This window comes from Serratia sarumanii (assembly GCF_029962605.1).
Classification (GTDB): Bacteria; Pseudomonadota; Gammaproteobacteria; order Enterobacterales; family Enterobacteriaceae; genus Serratia; species Serratia sarumanii.
The window spans coordinates 4426901-4443138 of record NZ_CP124750.1 but is presented as its reverse complement, the minus strand read 5'-3'; the positions used below and the strand labels follow the sequence as shown (position 1 = coordinate 4443138).

12 protein-coding genes are annotated in these 16238 nt (G+C 60.4%); 7 read left to right on the top strand and 5 right to left on the bottom strand.

The window, feature by feature from the left end:
* Window positions 1-4: 4 nt before the first annotated feature.
* Window positions 5-406, bottom strand: coding sequence for a Z-ring associated protein ZapG (zapG, locus tag SSARUM_RS21085; RefSeq protein WP_004937074.1), 402 nt, complete (start codon window positions 404-406; stop codon window positions 5-7).
* A 231-nt stretch (window positions 407-637) separates the two neighbouring features.
* Here zapG and zapE point away from each other — a divergent pair, with 231 nt between their 5' ends.
* From zapE to sspB, 5 genes are all read left to right on the top strand, one after another.
* A complete protein-coding gene (gene zapE, locus SSARUM_RS21080) occupies window positions 638-1765 on the top strand; it encodes a cell division protein ZapE (protein WP_033648999.1) in 1128 nt (375 codons plus the stop codon).
* A 276-nt stretch (window positions 1766-2041) separates the two neighbouring features.
* On the top strand, window positions 2042-2470 hold the full coding sequence (gene rplM, locus SSARUM_RS21075) for a 50S ribosomal protein L13 (RefSeq protein ID WP_004937079.1): 429 nt from the start codon (window positions 2042-2044) through the stop codon (window positions 2468-2470).
* A 15-nt stretch (window positions 2471-2485) separates the two neighbouring features.
* A complete protein-coding gene (rpsI, locus tag SSARUM_RS21070; RefSeq protein ID WP_004937080.1) occupies window positions 2486-2878 on the top strand; it encodes a 30S ribosomal protein S9 in 393 nt (130 codons plus the stop codon).
* Window positions 2879-3203: 325 nt separating this feature from the next.
* Window positions 3204-3845, top strand: a complete 642-nt coding sequence (gene sspA, locus SSARUM_RS21065) for a stringent starvation protein SspA (protein ID WP_025304366.1) — start codon at window positions 3204-3206, stop codon at window positions 3843-3845.
* Window positions 3846-3850: 5 nt separating this feature from the next.
* A complete protein-coding gene (gene sspB, locus SSARUM_RS21060) occupies window positions 3851-4351 on the top strand; it encodes a ClpXP protease specificity-enhancing factor (RefSeq protein ID WP_004937084.1) in 501 nt (166 codons plus the stop codon).
* Between the two features lie 62 nt (window positions 4352-4413).
* Here sspB and SSARUM_RS21055 read toward each other — a convergent pair whose 3' ends face one another.
* The 3 genes from SSARUM_RS21055 to gltB all read right to left on the bottom strand — a co-directional run bounded on the left by SSARUM_RS21055 (window position 4414) and on the right by gltB (window position 10952).
* The gene (locus tag SSARUM_RS21055; protein ID WP_033649000.1) at window positions 4414-4893 is read right to left on the bottom strand and encodes a hypothetical protein; all 480 of its coding nucleotides are present in this window, start codon (window positions 4891-4893) and stop codon (window positions 4414-4416) included.
* A 165-nt stretch (window positions 4894-5058) separates the two neighbouring features.
* Window positions 5059-6477 (bottom strand): glutamate synthase small subunit, encoded by a 1419-nt coding sequence (locus SSARUM_RS21050; protein ID WP_038879621.1) that lies wholly within the window; start codon window positions 6475-6477, stop codon window positions 5059-5061.
* Between the two features lie 14 nt (window positions 6478-6491).
* A complete protein-coding gene (gltB, locus tag SSARUM_RS21045; protein ID WP_060430952.1) occupies window positions 6492-10952 on the bottom strand; it encodes a glutamate synthase large subunit in 4461 nt (1486 codons plus the stop codon).
* Window positions 10953-11643: 691 nt separating this feature from the next.
* On the opposite strand from gltB, the gene mnmL reads away from it, so the two are divergent.
* Window positions 11644-12576, top strand: a complete 933-nt coding sequence (gene mnmL / locus SSARUM_RS21040; RefSeq protein ID WP_048321982.1) for a tRNA modification radical SAM protein MnmL/YtqA — start codon at window positions 11644-11646, stop codon at window positions 12574-12576.
* Here mnmL and SSARUM_RS21035 read toward each other — a convergent pair.
* Complete coding sequence (locus SSARUM_RS21035; RefSeq protein ID WP_049196177.1) at window positions 12571-13278, bottom strand: acid phosphatase; 708 nt, start codon at window positions 13276-13278, stop codon at window positions 12571-12573. The genes mnmL and SSARUM_RS21035 overlap by 6 nt on opposite strands.
* Window positions 13279-13689: 411 nt before the next feature.
* Between SSARUM_RS21035 and arcB the strand changes: the two genes are divergently transcribed.
* Window positions 13690-16029 (top strand): aerobic respiration two-component sensor histidine kinase ArcB, encoded by a 2340-nt coding sequence (gene arcB, locus SSARUM_RS21030; RefSeq protein ID WP_033649005.1) that lies wholly within the window; start codon window positions 13690-13692, stop codon window positions 16027-16029.
* The last annotated feature ends 209 nt before the right edge of the window (window positions 16030-16238 follow it).

Genomic DNA, 16238 nt, shown 5'->3' with positions numbered 1-16238 from the left:
GGTATCAGTCGCGGCGCGCGCTTTGGCCGCGCAGCAGGCCGGAGGCCCCTTCAGAATAGTCGCGCGGCATTTCCACCGGCGCCTGATCGTTGTCCGCTTCCGCTTCGGTCAGGCGATAGCGGAACGGGTTCTCCTGCATCGGCAGATCCGGCAGCAGGTTGTTGGAGCTTTTCGCCATATGCTGATACAGCTGACGATAATCGCGCGCCATGTTGTCCAGCAGCTCGGCGCTGCGGGCAAAGTGGCCGACCAGCTCCTGACGGTACTCTTCCAGCTCGGTTTTGCTCTTGTCCAGCTCGTTCTGCAGGACTTGTTGTTGACGTAATTTACGGTTGCCAAAACGCATCGCCACCGCACCAATCACGATACCGACGACCAAACCAATCAGCGCATACTCCCAGGTCATGATGACTCCTATTTTGACTTCGTTGTTCCGCAGGGATTTTTCACTTAATAATATCCACTATAACCGTTAACCTTGTCAGAGTGGAATCCTGATGCGCTTCCACCCAGTGTTTACAGGGTTTTCAGCGGCGCCCGCAGCGGGCATTTGTGGCGATAACGGTGCGAATCGACATCAACTTGCCGCCAACGTTGGCTAAATAATTTCTAAGCGTTCTTAGGGAACATCGAACAGATGCAGGCACTATCACCGTTATCTCGCTACCAGCAGGCGCTGGAGGCGGGGGAATATCAGGCCGATGAGGTTCAACGCCGGGCCGTCACTCAACTGGATCGCATTTATCAGGCCTTGCTGCAAAAACCGGCGGCGAGCGCGCCGGCCGGCGGGCTGCGCGGCAAGCTCAGCCGTTTGCTGGGCAAAGGCGGCGAAACGGCGCCGCAGCGCCCGGTGCAGGGGCTGTATATGTGGGGCGGCGTCGGGCGCGGCAAAACTTGGTTGATGGACATGTTCTTCCACAGCCTGCCGGGCGATCGCAAAATGCGTCTGCACTTCCACCGCTTCATGCTGCGGGTGCATGAAGAGCTGACCGAGCTGCAAGGGCGGGAAAACCCACTGGACATCGTCGCCGACGGCTTCAAGGCCGAAACCGACGTATTGTGCTTCGACGAATTCTTCGTGTCCGACATCACCGACGCCATGCTGCTGGCCACGCTGCTGCAGGCGCTGTTCGCCCGCGGCATCACGCTGGTGGCTACGTCGAACATCCCGCCGGACGATCTGTATCGCAACGGCCTGCAGCGGGCGCGTTTCCTGCCGGCTATCGATCTGATCAACGAGTTCTGCGACGTGATGAACGTCGACGCCGGCATCGACTATCGTCTGCGCACCCTGACCCAGGCTCACCTCTATCTGACGCCGCTGAACGACCAGACGCGCGCGACCCTGGATCGGATGTTCGTCAAACTGGCGGGCAAGGCGGGGGAGGAGGCGCCGGTGCTGCAGATCAACCATCGGCCGCTGCAGGCTATTCGTTCGGTGGACGGCGTGCTGGCGGTGGATTTCCACACGCTGTGCGAAGAGGCGCGCAGCCAGCTGGATTACATTGCGCTGTCGCGGCTGTATCACAGCGTGATCCTGTATAATGTGCAGGTGATGGGGCCGCTGAAAGAGAATACCGCGCGCCGTTTCCTGGCGCTGGTGGACGAATTCTACGAGCGGCACGTCAAGCTGGTGATCGGCGCCGAGGCGTCGATGTTCGAGATCTACCAGGGGGAACGACTTAAGTTCGAGTACCAGCGCTGCCTGTCGCGCCTGCAGGAAATGCAGAGCGAAGAGTACCTCAAGCTGCCGCATTTGCCTTGAATCCGGCGGGCTTGCCGCCGGGCCTATCGCCGGTTGCCTGCCGCCGGCGATAAATTTATTTTCCATTCAAAAACCGTTCGATCTTTGTGAGCGACTTCTCTATAATCTTGCGACCCCACGTTACAACAAAGTTTTTTTTCCCAAAAACTTTATAGTGCCGGCAATGGCTATTCGAAGGGGTAGGTTTGCTGGACTTGTATGGTCGTGTGAGCCTCAACTGTTTTCGAGCGTTTGGGTGTTCACCAACGTGTAACTAATTATTGGGTAAGCTTTCTAATGAAAACTTTTACAGCTAAACCAGAAACCGTAAAACGCGACTGGTACGTTGTTGATGCAGATGGTAAAACTTTAGGCCGTCTCGCTACTGAACTGGCTCGTCGCCTGCGCGGCAAGCATAAAGCGGAATACACCCCGCACGTGGATACCGGTGATTACATCATCGTTCTGAACGCTGACAAAGTTGCTGTAACCGGCAACAAGCGTACAGACAAAGTGTACTACCACCACACCGGCCACATCGGTGGTATCAAGCAAGCGACCTTTGAAGAGATGATTGCCCGCCGTCCTGAGCGCGTGATTGAAATCGCGGTTAAAGGCATGCTGCCAAAGGGCCCGCTGGGTCGTGCTATGTTCCGTAAACTGAAAGTTTACGCGGGCACCGAGCACAATCACGCGGCACAGCAACCGCAAGTTCTGGACATTTAATCGGGATTAATGGCAATGGCTGAAAATCAATACTACGGCACTGGTCGCCGCAAAAGCTCCGCCGCTCGCGTCTTCATCAAGCCGGGCAACGGTAACATCGTTATCAACCAGCGCAGCCTGGAACAGTACTTCGGTCGCGAAACTGCCCGCATGGTAGTTCGTCAGCCGCTGGAACTGGTCGACATGGTTGGCAAACTGGATCTGTACATCACCGTTAAAGGTGGTGGTATCTCCGGTCAAGCTGGCGCTATCCGTCACGGTATCACCCGTGCACTGATGGAATACGATGAGACTCTGCGTTCTGAACTGCGTAAAGCTGGCTTCGTCACCCGTGACGCTCGTCAGGTTGAACGTAAGAAAGTCGGTCTGCGTAAAGCACGTCGTCGTCCGCAGTTCTCCAAGCGTTAATTTTCGCTGCTTCGGCAGTGCGATTTACGCAAAAAACCCGGTGCTTCACCGGGTTTTTTTATGCCTGAAATCCGCCATCCCCGACTAAAATCTGTGGCATATCAGACAATTCAACATGAATTCGCCGCACCGCCCCCACAAAACAAGCAAAATCTGGTAAACTATCACCCACTTTTGCGCCTGTTCGCCGTGCAGTTGACCCCCTGGGCCGGTTTTTCATGGGCTCGGGTCGCGCTGCGTGCTGCCGGCCTGCGGCAAGATTATTCAGGATAGCAGCCTGTCAGTTGGCTATTCGCAGTATTTTCTAGATAACTTGGAGGTTTTCATGGCTGTCGCTGCCAACAAACGTTCGGTAATGACGCTGTTCTCTGGCCCGACCGACATTTTTAGCCATCAAGTACGCATCGTACTGGCGGAGAAAGGTGTCAGCGTCGAGATCGAGCAGGTCGAAATGGATAACCTGCCGCAAGATCTGATTGACCTCAACCCTTACCAGACGGTGCCTACGCTGGTCGATCGCGAACTGACCCTGTATGAATCCCGCATCATCATGGAATACCTGGATGAGCGTTTCCCGCACCCGCCGCTGATGCCGGTTTACCCGGTTGCCCGTGGCGAGAGCCGTCTGATGATGCTGCGCATCGAGAAGAACTGGTACTCGCTGATGGACAAGATCGAGAAGAGCAGCGGCCAGGAAGCGGAATCCGCCCGTCGCCAACTGCGTGAAGAGCTGCTGGCGATCGCGCCGATCTTCGGTCAGACGCCGTATTTCATGAGCGAAGAGTTCAGCCTGGTGGATTGCTACCTGGCGCCGCTGTTGTGGCGTCTGCCGCAGCTGGGCATCGAATTGAGCGGTGCCGGCTCCAAAGAGCTGAAAGGCTACATGACCCGCGTCTTCGAACGCGACGCCTTCCTGGCTTCCCTGACCGAAGCCGAGCGTGAAATGCGCCTGCAGACCCGGGGCTAAGCGCGATGGACATGTCTCAGATGACGCCGCGTCGCCCGTATCTGCTGCGGGCGTTCTACGACTGGCTGCTGGATAACCAGCTGACGCCGCACCTGGTGGTCGACGTGACTCGCCCGGACGTGCAGGTGCCGATGGAGTTCGCGCGTGACGGCCAGATCGTGCTAAATATCGCGCCGCGCGCGGTAGGCAACCTGGCGTTGGGCAACGAAGACGTGCAGTTCAACGCGCGCTTCGGCGGCGTGCCGCGTCAGGTTTCGGTGCCGATGGCCGCCGTGTTGGCGATCTATGCGCGTGAAAACGGCGCCGGCACGATGTTCGAACCGGAAGCCGCCTACGACGAGAGCGAAGGCGTGTTCGAAGGCCTGGACAATGAGACGATCCCTTCGGAAACGCTGATGTCGGTGATCGACGGCGATCGCCCGGACACCGCGGAAGACAACGGCCCGGACGACGAACCGCCGCAGCCGCCGCGCGGTGGCCGCCCGGCGCTGCGCGTGGTGAAATAAGCCCGCGCGAACATACGAAAAAGCACCCTATGGGGTGCTTTTTTTTGCCCGGCAGAAATGAATCAGCCTTTCAAGGCGGCAATGCAGGCATCGCGCGGCGCGCTGAGATCGCCTACGCGCACGGTGGACAAGGCGCGGGTTGCGCGCTGGCGGAAACTGGTGACGGCGGTGTCGCCTTGCACTTCCGGCGGCGCGGTGCAAATGTCATTGAGCGGCAGATCGTTGCCTTTGTTGAGCGCCTGCAACACCGCCGCCGGATTGTAGATCAGGGCGGCGGAGAGGGCCGATTTGATGCCGGCGGTAAAGCCGGCATTGCCGCCGCCGGCCAGCTTGGGCGCCAGGGCAATCCAATTGTCGTCCCCCAGCCGGATGCTGTTTTCCACGGCGTTGAACTGCCCGGCCTTGCCTAACTGAGCCACGACCGGCCGCGCGCCGCGCGCTTCGATATTGTAACCAACCTCCTGCGAATCCAGCGCCATGGCTGAAGCGCTGAAACTGACGGCCAGCAGCGCGCCGGCCAACAGGGAAATGGAGCATTTCATGTTCGCTATCCTTATCTCGGTGTCAGGCGCAGCCGCGCCCCGCAATGGTGCCAACTCAATAATATAGCGCGTTGAGACGGTGAGGAGAGGGGAAGGAGTGACAAAGCGTGGCAGGCTAAAAACGGAGGCCCGGCAATATGCCGGGCCTCCGATGGTACGGAAGGTTTACACTTCCAGGTAGTTCATGATGCCATCTGCCGCTTTGCGGCCTTCGGCAATCGCTGTCACCACCAGGTCGGAGCCGCGCACCGCGTCGCCGCCGGCGAAGATTTTCGGGTTGCTGGTCTGGAACGCGTTGTCGCTGCCCTCCGGCGCCAGGATGCGGCCCTGTTTATCGAGCTGCACGTCGTGCGCCGCCAGCCAGTCCATGCGGTGCGGGCGGAAGCCGAACGCCATCACCACCGCGTCGGCGTCGATCACGTGTTCGGAACCCGGTACCTGCTCCGCCGCCTGACGGCCGTTGGCATCCGGCGCGCCCAGCTGGGTGCGCACCATTTTCACCCCGGCCACGCGGCCGGCGCTGTTCAGTTCGATGCTCAGCGGCTGCAGGTTGAACTGGAAGTCCACCCCTTCTTCCCGGGCGTTCTTCACTTCGCGCTTGGAACCCGGCATGTTGGCTTCGTCGCGGCGGTAGGCGCAGGTGACCTGCGTCGCGCCCTGGCGCACCGAGGTTCGCACGCAGTCCATGGCGGTATCGCCGCCGCCCAGCACCACCACGCGCTTGCCTTCCATGCTGACGTAAGGCTCGTGCTGCTCGGTTTCATAGCCCATCAGCTGCTTGGTGTTGGCGATCAGGAATGGCAGCGCGTCGTACACGCCCTGCGCTTCCTCGTTCTCCAGGCCGCCGCGCATCGACTGATAGGTGCCGACGCCGAGGAATACCGCATCGTACTCGCTCAGCAAGGTCTCCATGCTGATGTCTTTGCCCACTTCGGTGTTCAGCTGGAACTCGATGCCCATCTCGCTGAAGATGCCGCGGCGTTTGACCATCACTTCCTTTTCCAGCTTGAACGCCGGGATACCGAAGGTCAGCAGGCCGCCGATTTCAGGATGACGGTCATACACCACCGCTTTGACGCCGTTGCGGGTCAGCACGTCGGCGCAGGCCAGCCCGGCAGGGCCGGCACCGACGATCGCCACGCGCTTGCCGGTCGGCTGCACGTGCGACATGTCCGGCTTCCAGCCCATTTCGATGGCCTTATCGCTGATGTAGCGCTCGATATTGCCGATGGTGACCGCGCCGAACTCGTCGTTCAGGGTGCAGGAGCCTTCGCACAGGCGATCCTGCGGGCACACGCGGCCGCACACTTCCGGCAGGCTGTTGGTCTGGTGCGCCAGGTCCGCCGCTTCCATGATGCGGCCTTCGTTGGCCAGCTTCAGCCAGTTCGGGATGTAGTTGTGCACCGGGCACTTCCACTCGCAATACGGGTTGCCGCAGGACAGACAGCGGTCAGCCTGGGCCTTGGCCTGGGTTTCCGAAAACGGTTCGTAGATCTCGACGAACTCGATTTTGCGGATCTTCAGCGGTTTCTTTGGCGGATCAACACGCTGCAGGTCGATAAATTGATAAACGTTCTGGCTCATTAATGACCTACCTCTTACTGCGCCTGCACCCGCAGCTCGGCTGCGGAACGGCTACGGTGACCCAACAGCGCTTTGACATCGCTGGACTTCGGTTTGACCAGGGCGAACTTCGGCGCCCACTCCGGCCAGTTGGCCAGGATCTCTTCCGCGCGGGAAGAGCCGGTCGCCTGCACGTGTTCGGTGATCAGGCCGCGCAGGTGCTCCTCATGGATCGCCAACTGATCGACATCCAGCACTTCCACCAGTTCCGGGTTCACGCGCTTGCGGAACTCGCCGTCTTCGTCCAGCACGTAGGCGAAGCCGCCGGTCATGCCGGCGCCGAAGTTGATGCCGGTTTTACCCAGCACGCAGACGATGCCGCCGGTCATGTATTCGCAGCCGTTGTCGCCGATGCCTTCCACCACGGTGATGGCGCCGGAGTTGCGCACCGCGAAGCGTTCGCCCGCGCGGCCGGCGGCGAACAGTTTGCCGCCGGTGGCGCCGTACAGGCAGGTGTTGCCGACGATGCTGGCTTCATGGCTGCGGAAGGCGGAGCCGATCGGCGGACGCACCGCGATGCTGCCGCCGGCCATGCCTTTGCCGACATAGTCGTTGGCGTCGCCGGTCAGGGTCAGCTCGACGCCGCCGGCGTTCCAGACGCCGAAGCTCTGCCCGGCGGTGCCGGAGAAGTGCGCCTTGATCGGATCGGCCGCCATGCCCTGATCGCCGTGCACGTCGGCGATTGCGCCGGACAGCATGGCGCCCACGGAGCGGTCGGTGTTGCGAATGTCGAAGTAGAAGGTTTTACCCTGCTTCGCTTCGATATGCGGCTGCGCCTGCGCCAGCAGCTCTTTGTTCAGCAGGCCCTTGTCGAACGCCGGGTTGCTGCTTTCGGTGCAGTACACCGCTTTGCCCGGATGCGGCGTGGCGGTTTTCAGCAGCGGCGACAGATCCAGCTTGTTCTGCTTGGCGGAAATGCCGGGAAGCGAAGTCAGGAACTCGGTGCGGCCGATCAGATCCACCAGCTGGCTCACGCCCAGCTGTGCCATGATCTCGCGGGTTTCACGCGCGATAAACTGGAAGTAATTCGTCACGCGTTCCGGCAGGCCGTGGTAGTGATCGCGGCGCAGCTTGTCGTCCTGAGTCGCGACGCCGGTCGCGCAGTTGTTGAGGTGGCAGATGCGCAGGTATTTGCAGCCCAGCGCCACCATCGGCCCGGTGCCGAAGCCGAAGCTTTCCGCGCCCAGGATCGCCGCCTTGACGATGTCGACGCCGGTTTTCAGGCCGCCGTCCACCTGCAGGCGGATCTTGTGGCGCAGGCCGTTGGCCACCAGCGCCTGCTGGGTTTCCACCAGGCCCAGCTCCCACGGACAGCCGGCGTATTTCACCGAGGACAGCGGGCTGGCGCCGGTGCCGCCGTCGTAACCGGCGATGGTGATGAGATCGGCATAGGCTTTCGCCACGCCGGTGGCGATGGTGCCGACGCCCGGCTCGGAAACCAGTTTCACCGAGATCACCGCTTTCGGGTTGACCTGCTTCAGGTCGAAGATCAGCTGTGCCAGATCTTCGATCGAGTAGATGTCGTGGTGCGGCGGCGGGGAGATCAGCGTTACGCCCGGCACCGAGTAACGCAGTCTGGCGATGTACGGAGTCACCTTGTCGCCCGGCAGCTGGCCGCCTTCGCCCGGTTTGGCGCCCTGCGCCACCTTAATCTGGATCACGTCGGCGTTCACCAGGTAGGCCGGCGTCACGCCGAAGCGGCCGGAGGCCACCTGTTTGATGCGCGACACCTTGTTGGTGCGGTAGCGCGCCGGATCTTCGCCGCCTTCGCCGGAGTTGGAGAAGCCGCCGAGGCCGTTCATGGCGATCGCCAGCGACTCGTGCGCTTCCGGGCTCAGTGCGCCGATCGACATCGCCGCTGTGTCGAAGCGTTTGAACAGCGACTCCGCCGGTTCAACCTGATCGACCGGGATCGGTTCGCCTTTCGGCGTGATGGCCAGCAGATCGCGCAGCATGGCGACCGGCCGCTCGTTCACCAGCTTGGCGTAGGCCTGATAGTCGCTGTATTCCCCGCTGTGCACCGCTTTTTGCAGCGAGTTCACCACGTCCGGGTTGTAGGCGTGGTATTCGCCGCCGTGCACGAACTTCAGCAGGCCGCCTTGCTCCAGCGGCTTGCGTTTCAGCCAGGCGCGCTTGGAAAGGTTCTGCAGATCCTGCTGGAAGTCGCTGAAGCTGGCGCCGCCGATGCGGCTGACCACGCCCTGGAAGCACAGATCCGCCAGATCGCGATGCAGGCCGACCGCTTCGAACAGCTTGGAGCAGCGGTAAGAGGCGATGGTCGAGATGCCCATTTTGGACATGATCTTGTACAGGCCTTTATTGATGCCGTTGCGGTAGTTCAGCATCACGTCGCGGTATTTCTTGTCGATCGCCTGGCTGTCCACCAGCTTGGCCAGGGTTTCATAGGCCAGGTACGGGTAGATGGCGGTCGCGCCGAAGCCGAGCAGCACTGCGAAGTGGTGCGGATCGCGGGCGCTGGCGGTTTCAACGATCAGGTTGGCGTCGCAGCGCAGGCTTTTCTCTACCAGGCGGGTTTGCACGGCGCCAACGGCCATCGGGGCCGGGACCGGCAGGCGGCCGGGCGCGATGGCGCGGTCGGACAGCACCAACAGCACCGCGCCCTCGCGCACCTTACGTTCCGCTTCGTCGCACAGGGCGCGAATGGTCTGCTCCAGATCCTGCTGTTGCGGATCGAAGGTCAGATCGAGCGTCTCGGCGCGATAGTATTCGCCTTCCAGCGTGGTGAGCTGTTTGAAATCGGAGTACAGCAGGATCGGCGATTTGAAGCTCAGGCGGTGCGCCTGGCCTTCGGCTTCGCAGAACACGTTCATTTCACGGCCGATGCTGGTGGCCAGCGACATGACGTGCGCTTCGCGCAGCGGATCGATCGGCGGGTTGGTGACCTGCGCGAACTGCTGGCGGAAATAGTCGTAAACGATGCGCGGCCGGCTGGAGAGCACGGCGAACGGGGTATCGTCGCCCATCGAACCGGTGGCTTCCTGGCCGATCTCGCCCAGCACGCGGATCACCTGATCCAGCTCTTCGCTGCTGTAGCCGAACTGTTTCTGGTAGGTTTCGAGCTGTGCGTCGTCGAGTTCGCGGCTGCCGACCTGATCGTCCGGCAGATCTTCGAACGGCACCAGACGTTTGACGTTTTTCTCCATCCACTCTTTATACGGATGGCGGCTTTTCAGATCGTTGTCGGTTTCCGCCGAGTGCAGGATGCGGCCGCTGCGGGTGTCGATCACCATCAGCTCGCCGGGGCCGACGCGGCCTTTTTCCACCACTTCATCCGGCTGGTAATCCCAGATGCCGACTTCGGAGGCGCAGGTGATCAGCTTGTCTTTGGTGATGACATAGCGCGCCGGGCGCAGGCCGTTGCGATCGAGGTTACAGGCGGCGTAGCGGCCGTCGGACATCACGATGCCGGCCGGGCCGTCCCACGGCTCCATGTGCATCGAGTTGAAGTCGAAGAAGGCGCGCAGATCACCGTCCATGTCCGGGTTGTTCTGCCAGGCCGGCGGCACCAGCAGGCGCATGGCGCGGATGAGATCCATCCCGCCCGCCAGCAGCAGCTCCAGCATGTTGTCCAGCGAGCTGGAGTCGGAGCCGGTTTCGTTGACGAACGGCGCGGCGGCCTGCAGATCCGGGATCAGCGGCGTTTGGAATTTGTAGGTACGGGCACGCGCCCATTGGCGGTTGCCGGTGATGGTGTTGATTTCGCCGTTGTGCGCCAGGTAGCGGAACGGCTGCGCCAGCGGCCAGCGCGGCACAGTGTTGGTGGAGAAGCGCTGGTGGAACAGGCAAATGGCCGATTCCAGGCGCAGGTCCGCCAGATCGAGATAGAAGCGCGGTAGATCCGCAGGCATGCACAGGCCTTTATAGATCGTCACCAGATTGGAGAAGCTGCAGACGTAGAAGCTGTTGTCCTGCACGCGTTTCTCGATGCGGCGGCGCGCCACGAACAGGCGGCGCTCCATATCGCGCGGGCGCCAGCCGGCCGGGGCGTTAACGAAGATTTGCTCGATGCGCGGCAGGGAGGAGAGGGCGATTTCACCCAGCACGTCCGGGTTGGTCGGCACTTCGCGCCAGCCGACGATCGACAGCGTTTCGTTTTGCAGCTCTTCTTCCACGATGCGGCGGCTGAGGCGCGCTTCCTCTTCATTCTGGCTGAGGAACATCATGCCGACGGCGTAGTTCTTGGCCAAACGCCAGCCGCGCTCTTCCGCCACCATGCGGAAGAAGCGATCGGGTTTTTGCAGCAACAGGCCGCAGCCGTCGCCGGTCTTGCCGTCGGCCAGGATCGCGCCGCGGTGCTGCATGCGGGCCAGCGCGTGAATGGCGGTGCGCACCACCTTGTGGCTAGGTTCGCCTTCTATGTGGGCGATCAGGCCGAAACCACAGTTGTCCCTCTCTTGGGATTTATCGTACAACATATCGTGAACCTCCCCAGGCTCTGCGTGACTCTCACAACCTACTGCGAGGGGGCTTCCCAATTTCAGGCAGAAGTCCAATCAGCAAGTTAACCCCGCCAATCTGCTTTTCCGCCCTCCATCAATGGCCTCTCGTGACGGTCTCACAAGTGGTATAGGACTTGTTTTAAGAGGGAGTCTTCAATTACTGCATAAATATGACGAGACGTTTGCCCGTCCAGAAAGCTTCCAGCGGACTTCCAACTTAGCGAGAAAGAATTCGCAGGTCAAATGTGGGCTTAAGATAGATTCTTATCGAATTTATGGTATTTATTTATTTGAAAAATAAGGTGTTTAATGCATTTTTGCACTATCGTGGGGCAACGCCGATCCCCGCAGAAGTGTGAGCTGTCTCACTATAGTGCAACCCCTTAATCTCTGCACCATGCTAGTGCGGGGGTTAATGGCAGAGTTTTATTCTATAAGATATTGCTTAGTTGATGTTTATGACTATTTTTCACCGTGTTGTCATATTGCCGTTAACGGTTGCGTGACGATTAGAATAATTCATCAGAATTATAGTGAATTTATTTGCGTTTATGATGAATAGTTATGCCTGGTGGCGCCTTGCGGGGAAAGCGTTGATCTCTGTCATCGCGGGAAAAGCCGTTTCTTATTAGCATCGCGGCTTTGAACACAGAGAATCACCAAGATTATGCAGTTGCCGCAATTAGTCAATATGTTTGGCGCGGATCTCCAGCGCCGCCATGGCGAAAAGATCCATAAACTCACGCTGCATGGCGGATTCAACTGCCCTAACCGCGACGGCACGTTGGGGCGCGGCGGCTGTACGTTTTGCAACGTCGCTTCATTCGCCGATGAGGCGATGCAGCGGCAAAGTATCGCCGAACAGCTGGCGCAGCAGGCCGCGCGGGTCGACCGGGCGCGGCGCTATCTGGCCTATTTTCAGGCCTATACCAGCACCTATGCGGAGGTCGAACTGCTGGCGTCGATGTATCGGCAGGCGTTGGCGCAGAGCGACATGGTCGGCCTGTGCGTCGGCACTCGCCCGGACTGCGTGCCGCCCGCCGCATTGGATCTGCTGACGGGGTATCGCGAAGAGGGTTATGAAGTGTGGCTGGAGCTGGGGCTGCAGACGGCGCACGATAAAACGCTCAAACGCATCAACCGCGGCCATGATTTCCGCTGCTATCAGCAGACCGCGCAACGGGCTCGGCAGCGCGGGCTGAAGGTGTGCTGCCATCTGATCGTCGGGCTGCCGGGAGAAACCCAGCGCGATCATCTGCTCACGCTGCAGCGGGTGGTGGAGAGCGGCGTGGATGGCATCAAGCTGCATCCGCTGCACGTCGTTACCGGTAGCACCCTGGCCCGCGCGTGGCGCGCCGGGCGCTTGCCCGAACTGGCGCTGGAAGATTACGCCGTCAGCGCCGGGGAGATGATCCGCCACACGCCGGGCGAGGTGGTGTATCACCGCCTGTCCGCCAGCGCCCGTCGGCCTACGCTGCTGGCGCCGCTGTGGTGCGAAAACCGCTGGCGCGGCATGCAGGCGGTGGGTGCTTATCTGCAGCAATACGGCGGGCAGGGCAGCGCGCTGGATGCCGCCCTGCATTATTCACCGACGTTATAACTGCAGGTTGGCGCGCACCTCCACGCGGGCGCGCTGCAGATCGGCCTGCAGCTGCGGATTCGCCAGCAGTCGTGCGGCGAGCGCCGTCGCCGCCAACTTGCCGCCTTCCAGATCGCTCGGGTAGTGAACGCCGGCAATCACCCGGCTTTGCGCATTGCTTGCCGCCCGCTCAAACAGCGCGCTGCGTTTTTCCGGCACCATCTGCGCCAACAGGAGTGCCGTCAGGTAGCTGTCCATCGCGTGTCCGCTAGGGTAGGAATCGCCTTCCGGCGGCGGCAGCAGCGGTTTCACGCGGCTGTCGGCCTCATAGGGGCGCGGGCGGCCATAGAAGGCCTTGGCGGGCATCAGGCTTTGTTCAAAGTCCTGATAGACCCGGCGGAACAGGGCGGCGGTGAGCGGATGGCGATCGACGGTAAAGGTCGGGCCGAAGATCTCGCGGGCGAAGGGGAAGGCGGCGTCTTCCAGGTGGTCGTCCCGCTTGGCTTTGGCGATTTGTTCCGCCGTGCGGTTAGCCTGAATGGCCAGCACCGCCTGCAGATCCGCCCGATTCTGCGGCGTATCCGTTGAAGGCGGCGGCGGCAACAGCGTGGCGATTTGCCGTTGCTCTGCATTCAGGTAGCCGGTCACGGCAGTGGCGGCCTTCAGGGGCAAAATAACGGTCAAAGACAGGACGAACAGGGTAGTGCGATAGATGGTTAACATGGTCAATCCTCACGTCAGGGAAATGAGGAAGCCTGCCGGGCTGGCCACAACGCTGCTGCCGGTGAAAGTAAACCGCGGGATAACATCCTTTCCCTTACTTTAAGCCTCAGGGCTTCGCTATCCGTGTCTGCTAAAGCATGCGTCATGCACGGTGCATCATTAATATATTAACGGAAAGGCCTTCTCAAGCGGCTGAGGTGTGGGGTGCGTCACAGAAAAAATCTTTTAGTTACAAGTGATTAATCCCTAAGTATGAGCGGATTGATCAACGTGCTTTTCCACGGTGTCGACGGCAATGAACCGCCCGATGCACGCCAGACGCCGCTATTTTCCGTTAGCAGGACTTGACTCTCAGACACGGCGGAAAAATTTACGGTATGATTCAAAAGATTGTGTCTGATGGGAGCCGCTATGAAGCAAATCCGGGTGTTGGCCCAGTACTACGTTGATTTAATGGTGAAACTGGGGTTGGTGCGCTTCTCGCTGCTGCTGGCCTCGGCGCTGGTGGTGCTGGCGATGGTGGTGCAGATGGCGGTGACCATGCTGCTGCGCGGCGAAGTGGAAAGCATCGACGTGGTGCGTTCAATCTTCTTCGGCCTGTTGATCACCCCGTGGGCGGTCTACTTCCTCTCGGTGGTGGTGGAGCAGCTGGAGGAGTCGCGCCAACGGCTGGCGCGGCTGGTGGACAAGCTGGAAGAGATGCGCCACCGCGATCTGGAGCTCAATCAGCAGCTCAAAGACAATATCAGTCAGCTGAATCAGGAGATCGCCGATCGCATCAAGGCGGAAGAAGAGCGCCTGCAGGTGATGGAGAAGCTGACGGAAGAGATGGAACAGCGCGAGCTGGCGCAGATTGAGCTGGGCCAGCAGTCGGCGCTGCTGCGTTCCTTCCTCGACGCCTCGCCGGACCTGGTCTACTACCGCAACGAAGACAAAGAGTTCTCCGGCTGCAACCGCGCGATGGAGCTGCTGACCGGTAAGAGCGAGAAGCAGCTGATCGGCCTGACGCCGTTCGACGTCTACGGCCAGGAGATCGCCGAAAAGGTCATTGAGACCGACGAGAAGGTGTTCCGCCACAACGTCTCGCTGACCTACGAACAATGGCTGGTGTATCCCGACGGCCGCAAGGCCTGTTTCGAACTGCGCAAGGTGCCGTTTTACGACCGGGTGGGCAAACGCCACGGGCTGATGGGCTTCGGCCGCGATATTACCGAGCGTAAGCGCTACCAGGACGCGCTGGAGAACGCCAGCCGGGAGAAGACCACCTTTATCTCCACCATCAGCCACGAGCTGCGTACGCCGCTTAACGGCATCGTCGGCCTGAGCCGCATCCTGCTCGATACCGAGCTGAACGACGAGCAGCTGAAATACCTGAAGACCATTCACGTCAGCGCCATCACCCTCGGCAATATCTTCAACGACATTATCGAAATGGACAAGCTCGAGCGGCGCAAGGTGCAGCTCGACAACCAGCCGGTGGACTTCACCGGTTTCCTGGCGGATCTGGAGAATCTCTCCGGCCTGCTGGCGCAGCCGAAAGGGCTGCAGTTCATCATGGAGCCGCAAACGCCGCTGCCGCAGCAGATCGTGACCGACGGCACGCGCCTGCGGCAGATTTTGTGGAACCTGATCGGCAACGCGGTGAAATTCACCCAGCAGGGGCAAATCGTGGTGCGCGTGCGGCGCGAGGCGCAGGAGAAGCTGGTGTTCGAAGTGGAAGACTCGGGCATGGGCATCCCGCAGGACGAGCAGGACAAGATCTTCGCCATGTATTACCAGGTGAAAGATCAGCGCGGCGGCCGCCCGGCCACCGGCACCGGCATCGGGCTGGCGGTCTCCAAGCGGCTGGCGCAGAGCATGGGCGGCGACATCACCGTGCGCAGCGAACAGGGGCACGGTTCTTGCTTCACTCTGACCATCCAGGCGCCGGCGGTGCAGGAAGCCGTCAGCGCGGCGCCGGAGGAAGAGGAGCTGCCGTTGCCGGCGCTGCACATCCTGCTGGTGGAGGATATCGAACTGAACGTGATCGTGGCGCGCTCGGTGCTGGAGAAACTGGGCAACAGCGTCGAGGTGGCGATGAACGGCCACGATGCGCTGGCGATGTTCGATCCGGACGAGTTCGATCTGGTGCTGCTGGACATCCAACTGCCGGACATGACCGGGCTGGACATTGCCCGGGCGCTGCGTGAGCGCTATGCCGGTCAGGCGCTGCCGCCGCTGGTGGCCCTGACCGCCAACGTGCTGAAAGACAAAAAAGAGTATCTCGAGGCGGGCATGGACGATGTGCTGAGCAAGCCGCTGTCGGTGCCGGCGCTGACCCAGGTCATCAAACACTATTGGGATCATCAACCTTCTCACACTTCAAAGAAAACGGAGCACAAGGCGATGCAGATTAATGAGTCGTTACTCGATACCGCGATGCTGGAACAGTACATGGATCTGGTTGGCCCGCAGCTGATCCACCAAAGCCTGGAGATGTTCGAACAGATGATGCCGGGCTACCTGGCGGTACTGGACTCCAACATGACGGCGCGCGATCAGAAAGGCATCACCGAGGAAGGGCACAAGATCAAGGGCGCCGCCGGTTCGGTCGGTCTGCGCCATCTGCAGCAGCTGGCGCAGCAGATTCAAACGCCGACGCTGCCGGCCTGGTGGGATAACGTGCAGGACTGGGTGGATGAGTTGAAGCAAGAGTGGCGCAACGACGTGCAGGTACTGCGGGCTTGGGTAGAGAACGCTGAAAAAAAATGACCCCGACCTAAGCCGGGGTGCGCGAATATTGCGCCAACACCAGGGAAATTGTGAACCTGCGTATTGGTTTCAGTGTTCTGGTCGAGCAGGTTGTAGCGAATTCCTAAACATCATACAGCCAACAACATAGCAAATGTAAGCGCTCTTGTTAGAAGATTCATTAAAATGTGTGATGTAGATTAGTGTTTGTCAACTCCGAGCACGAACCA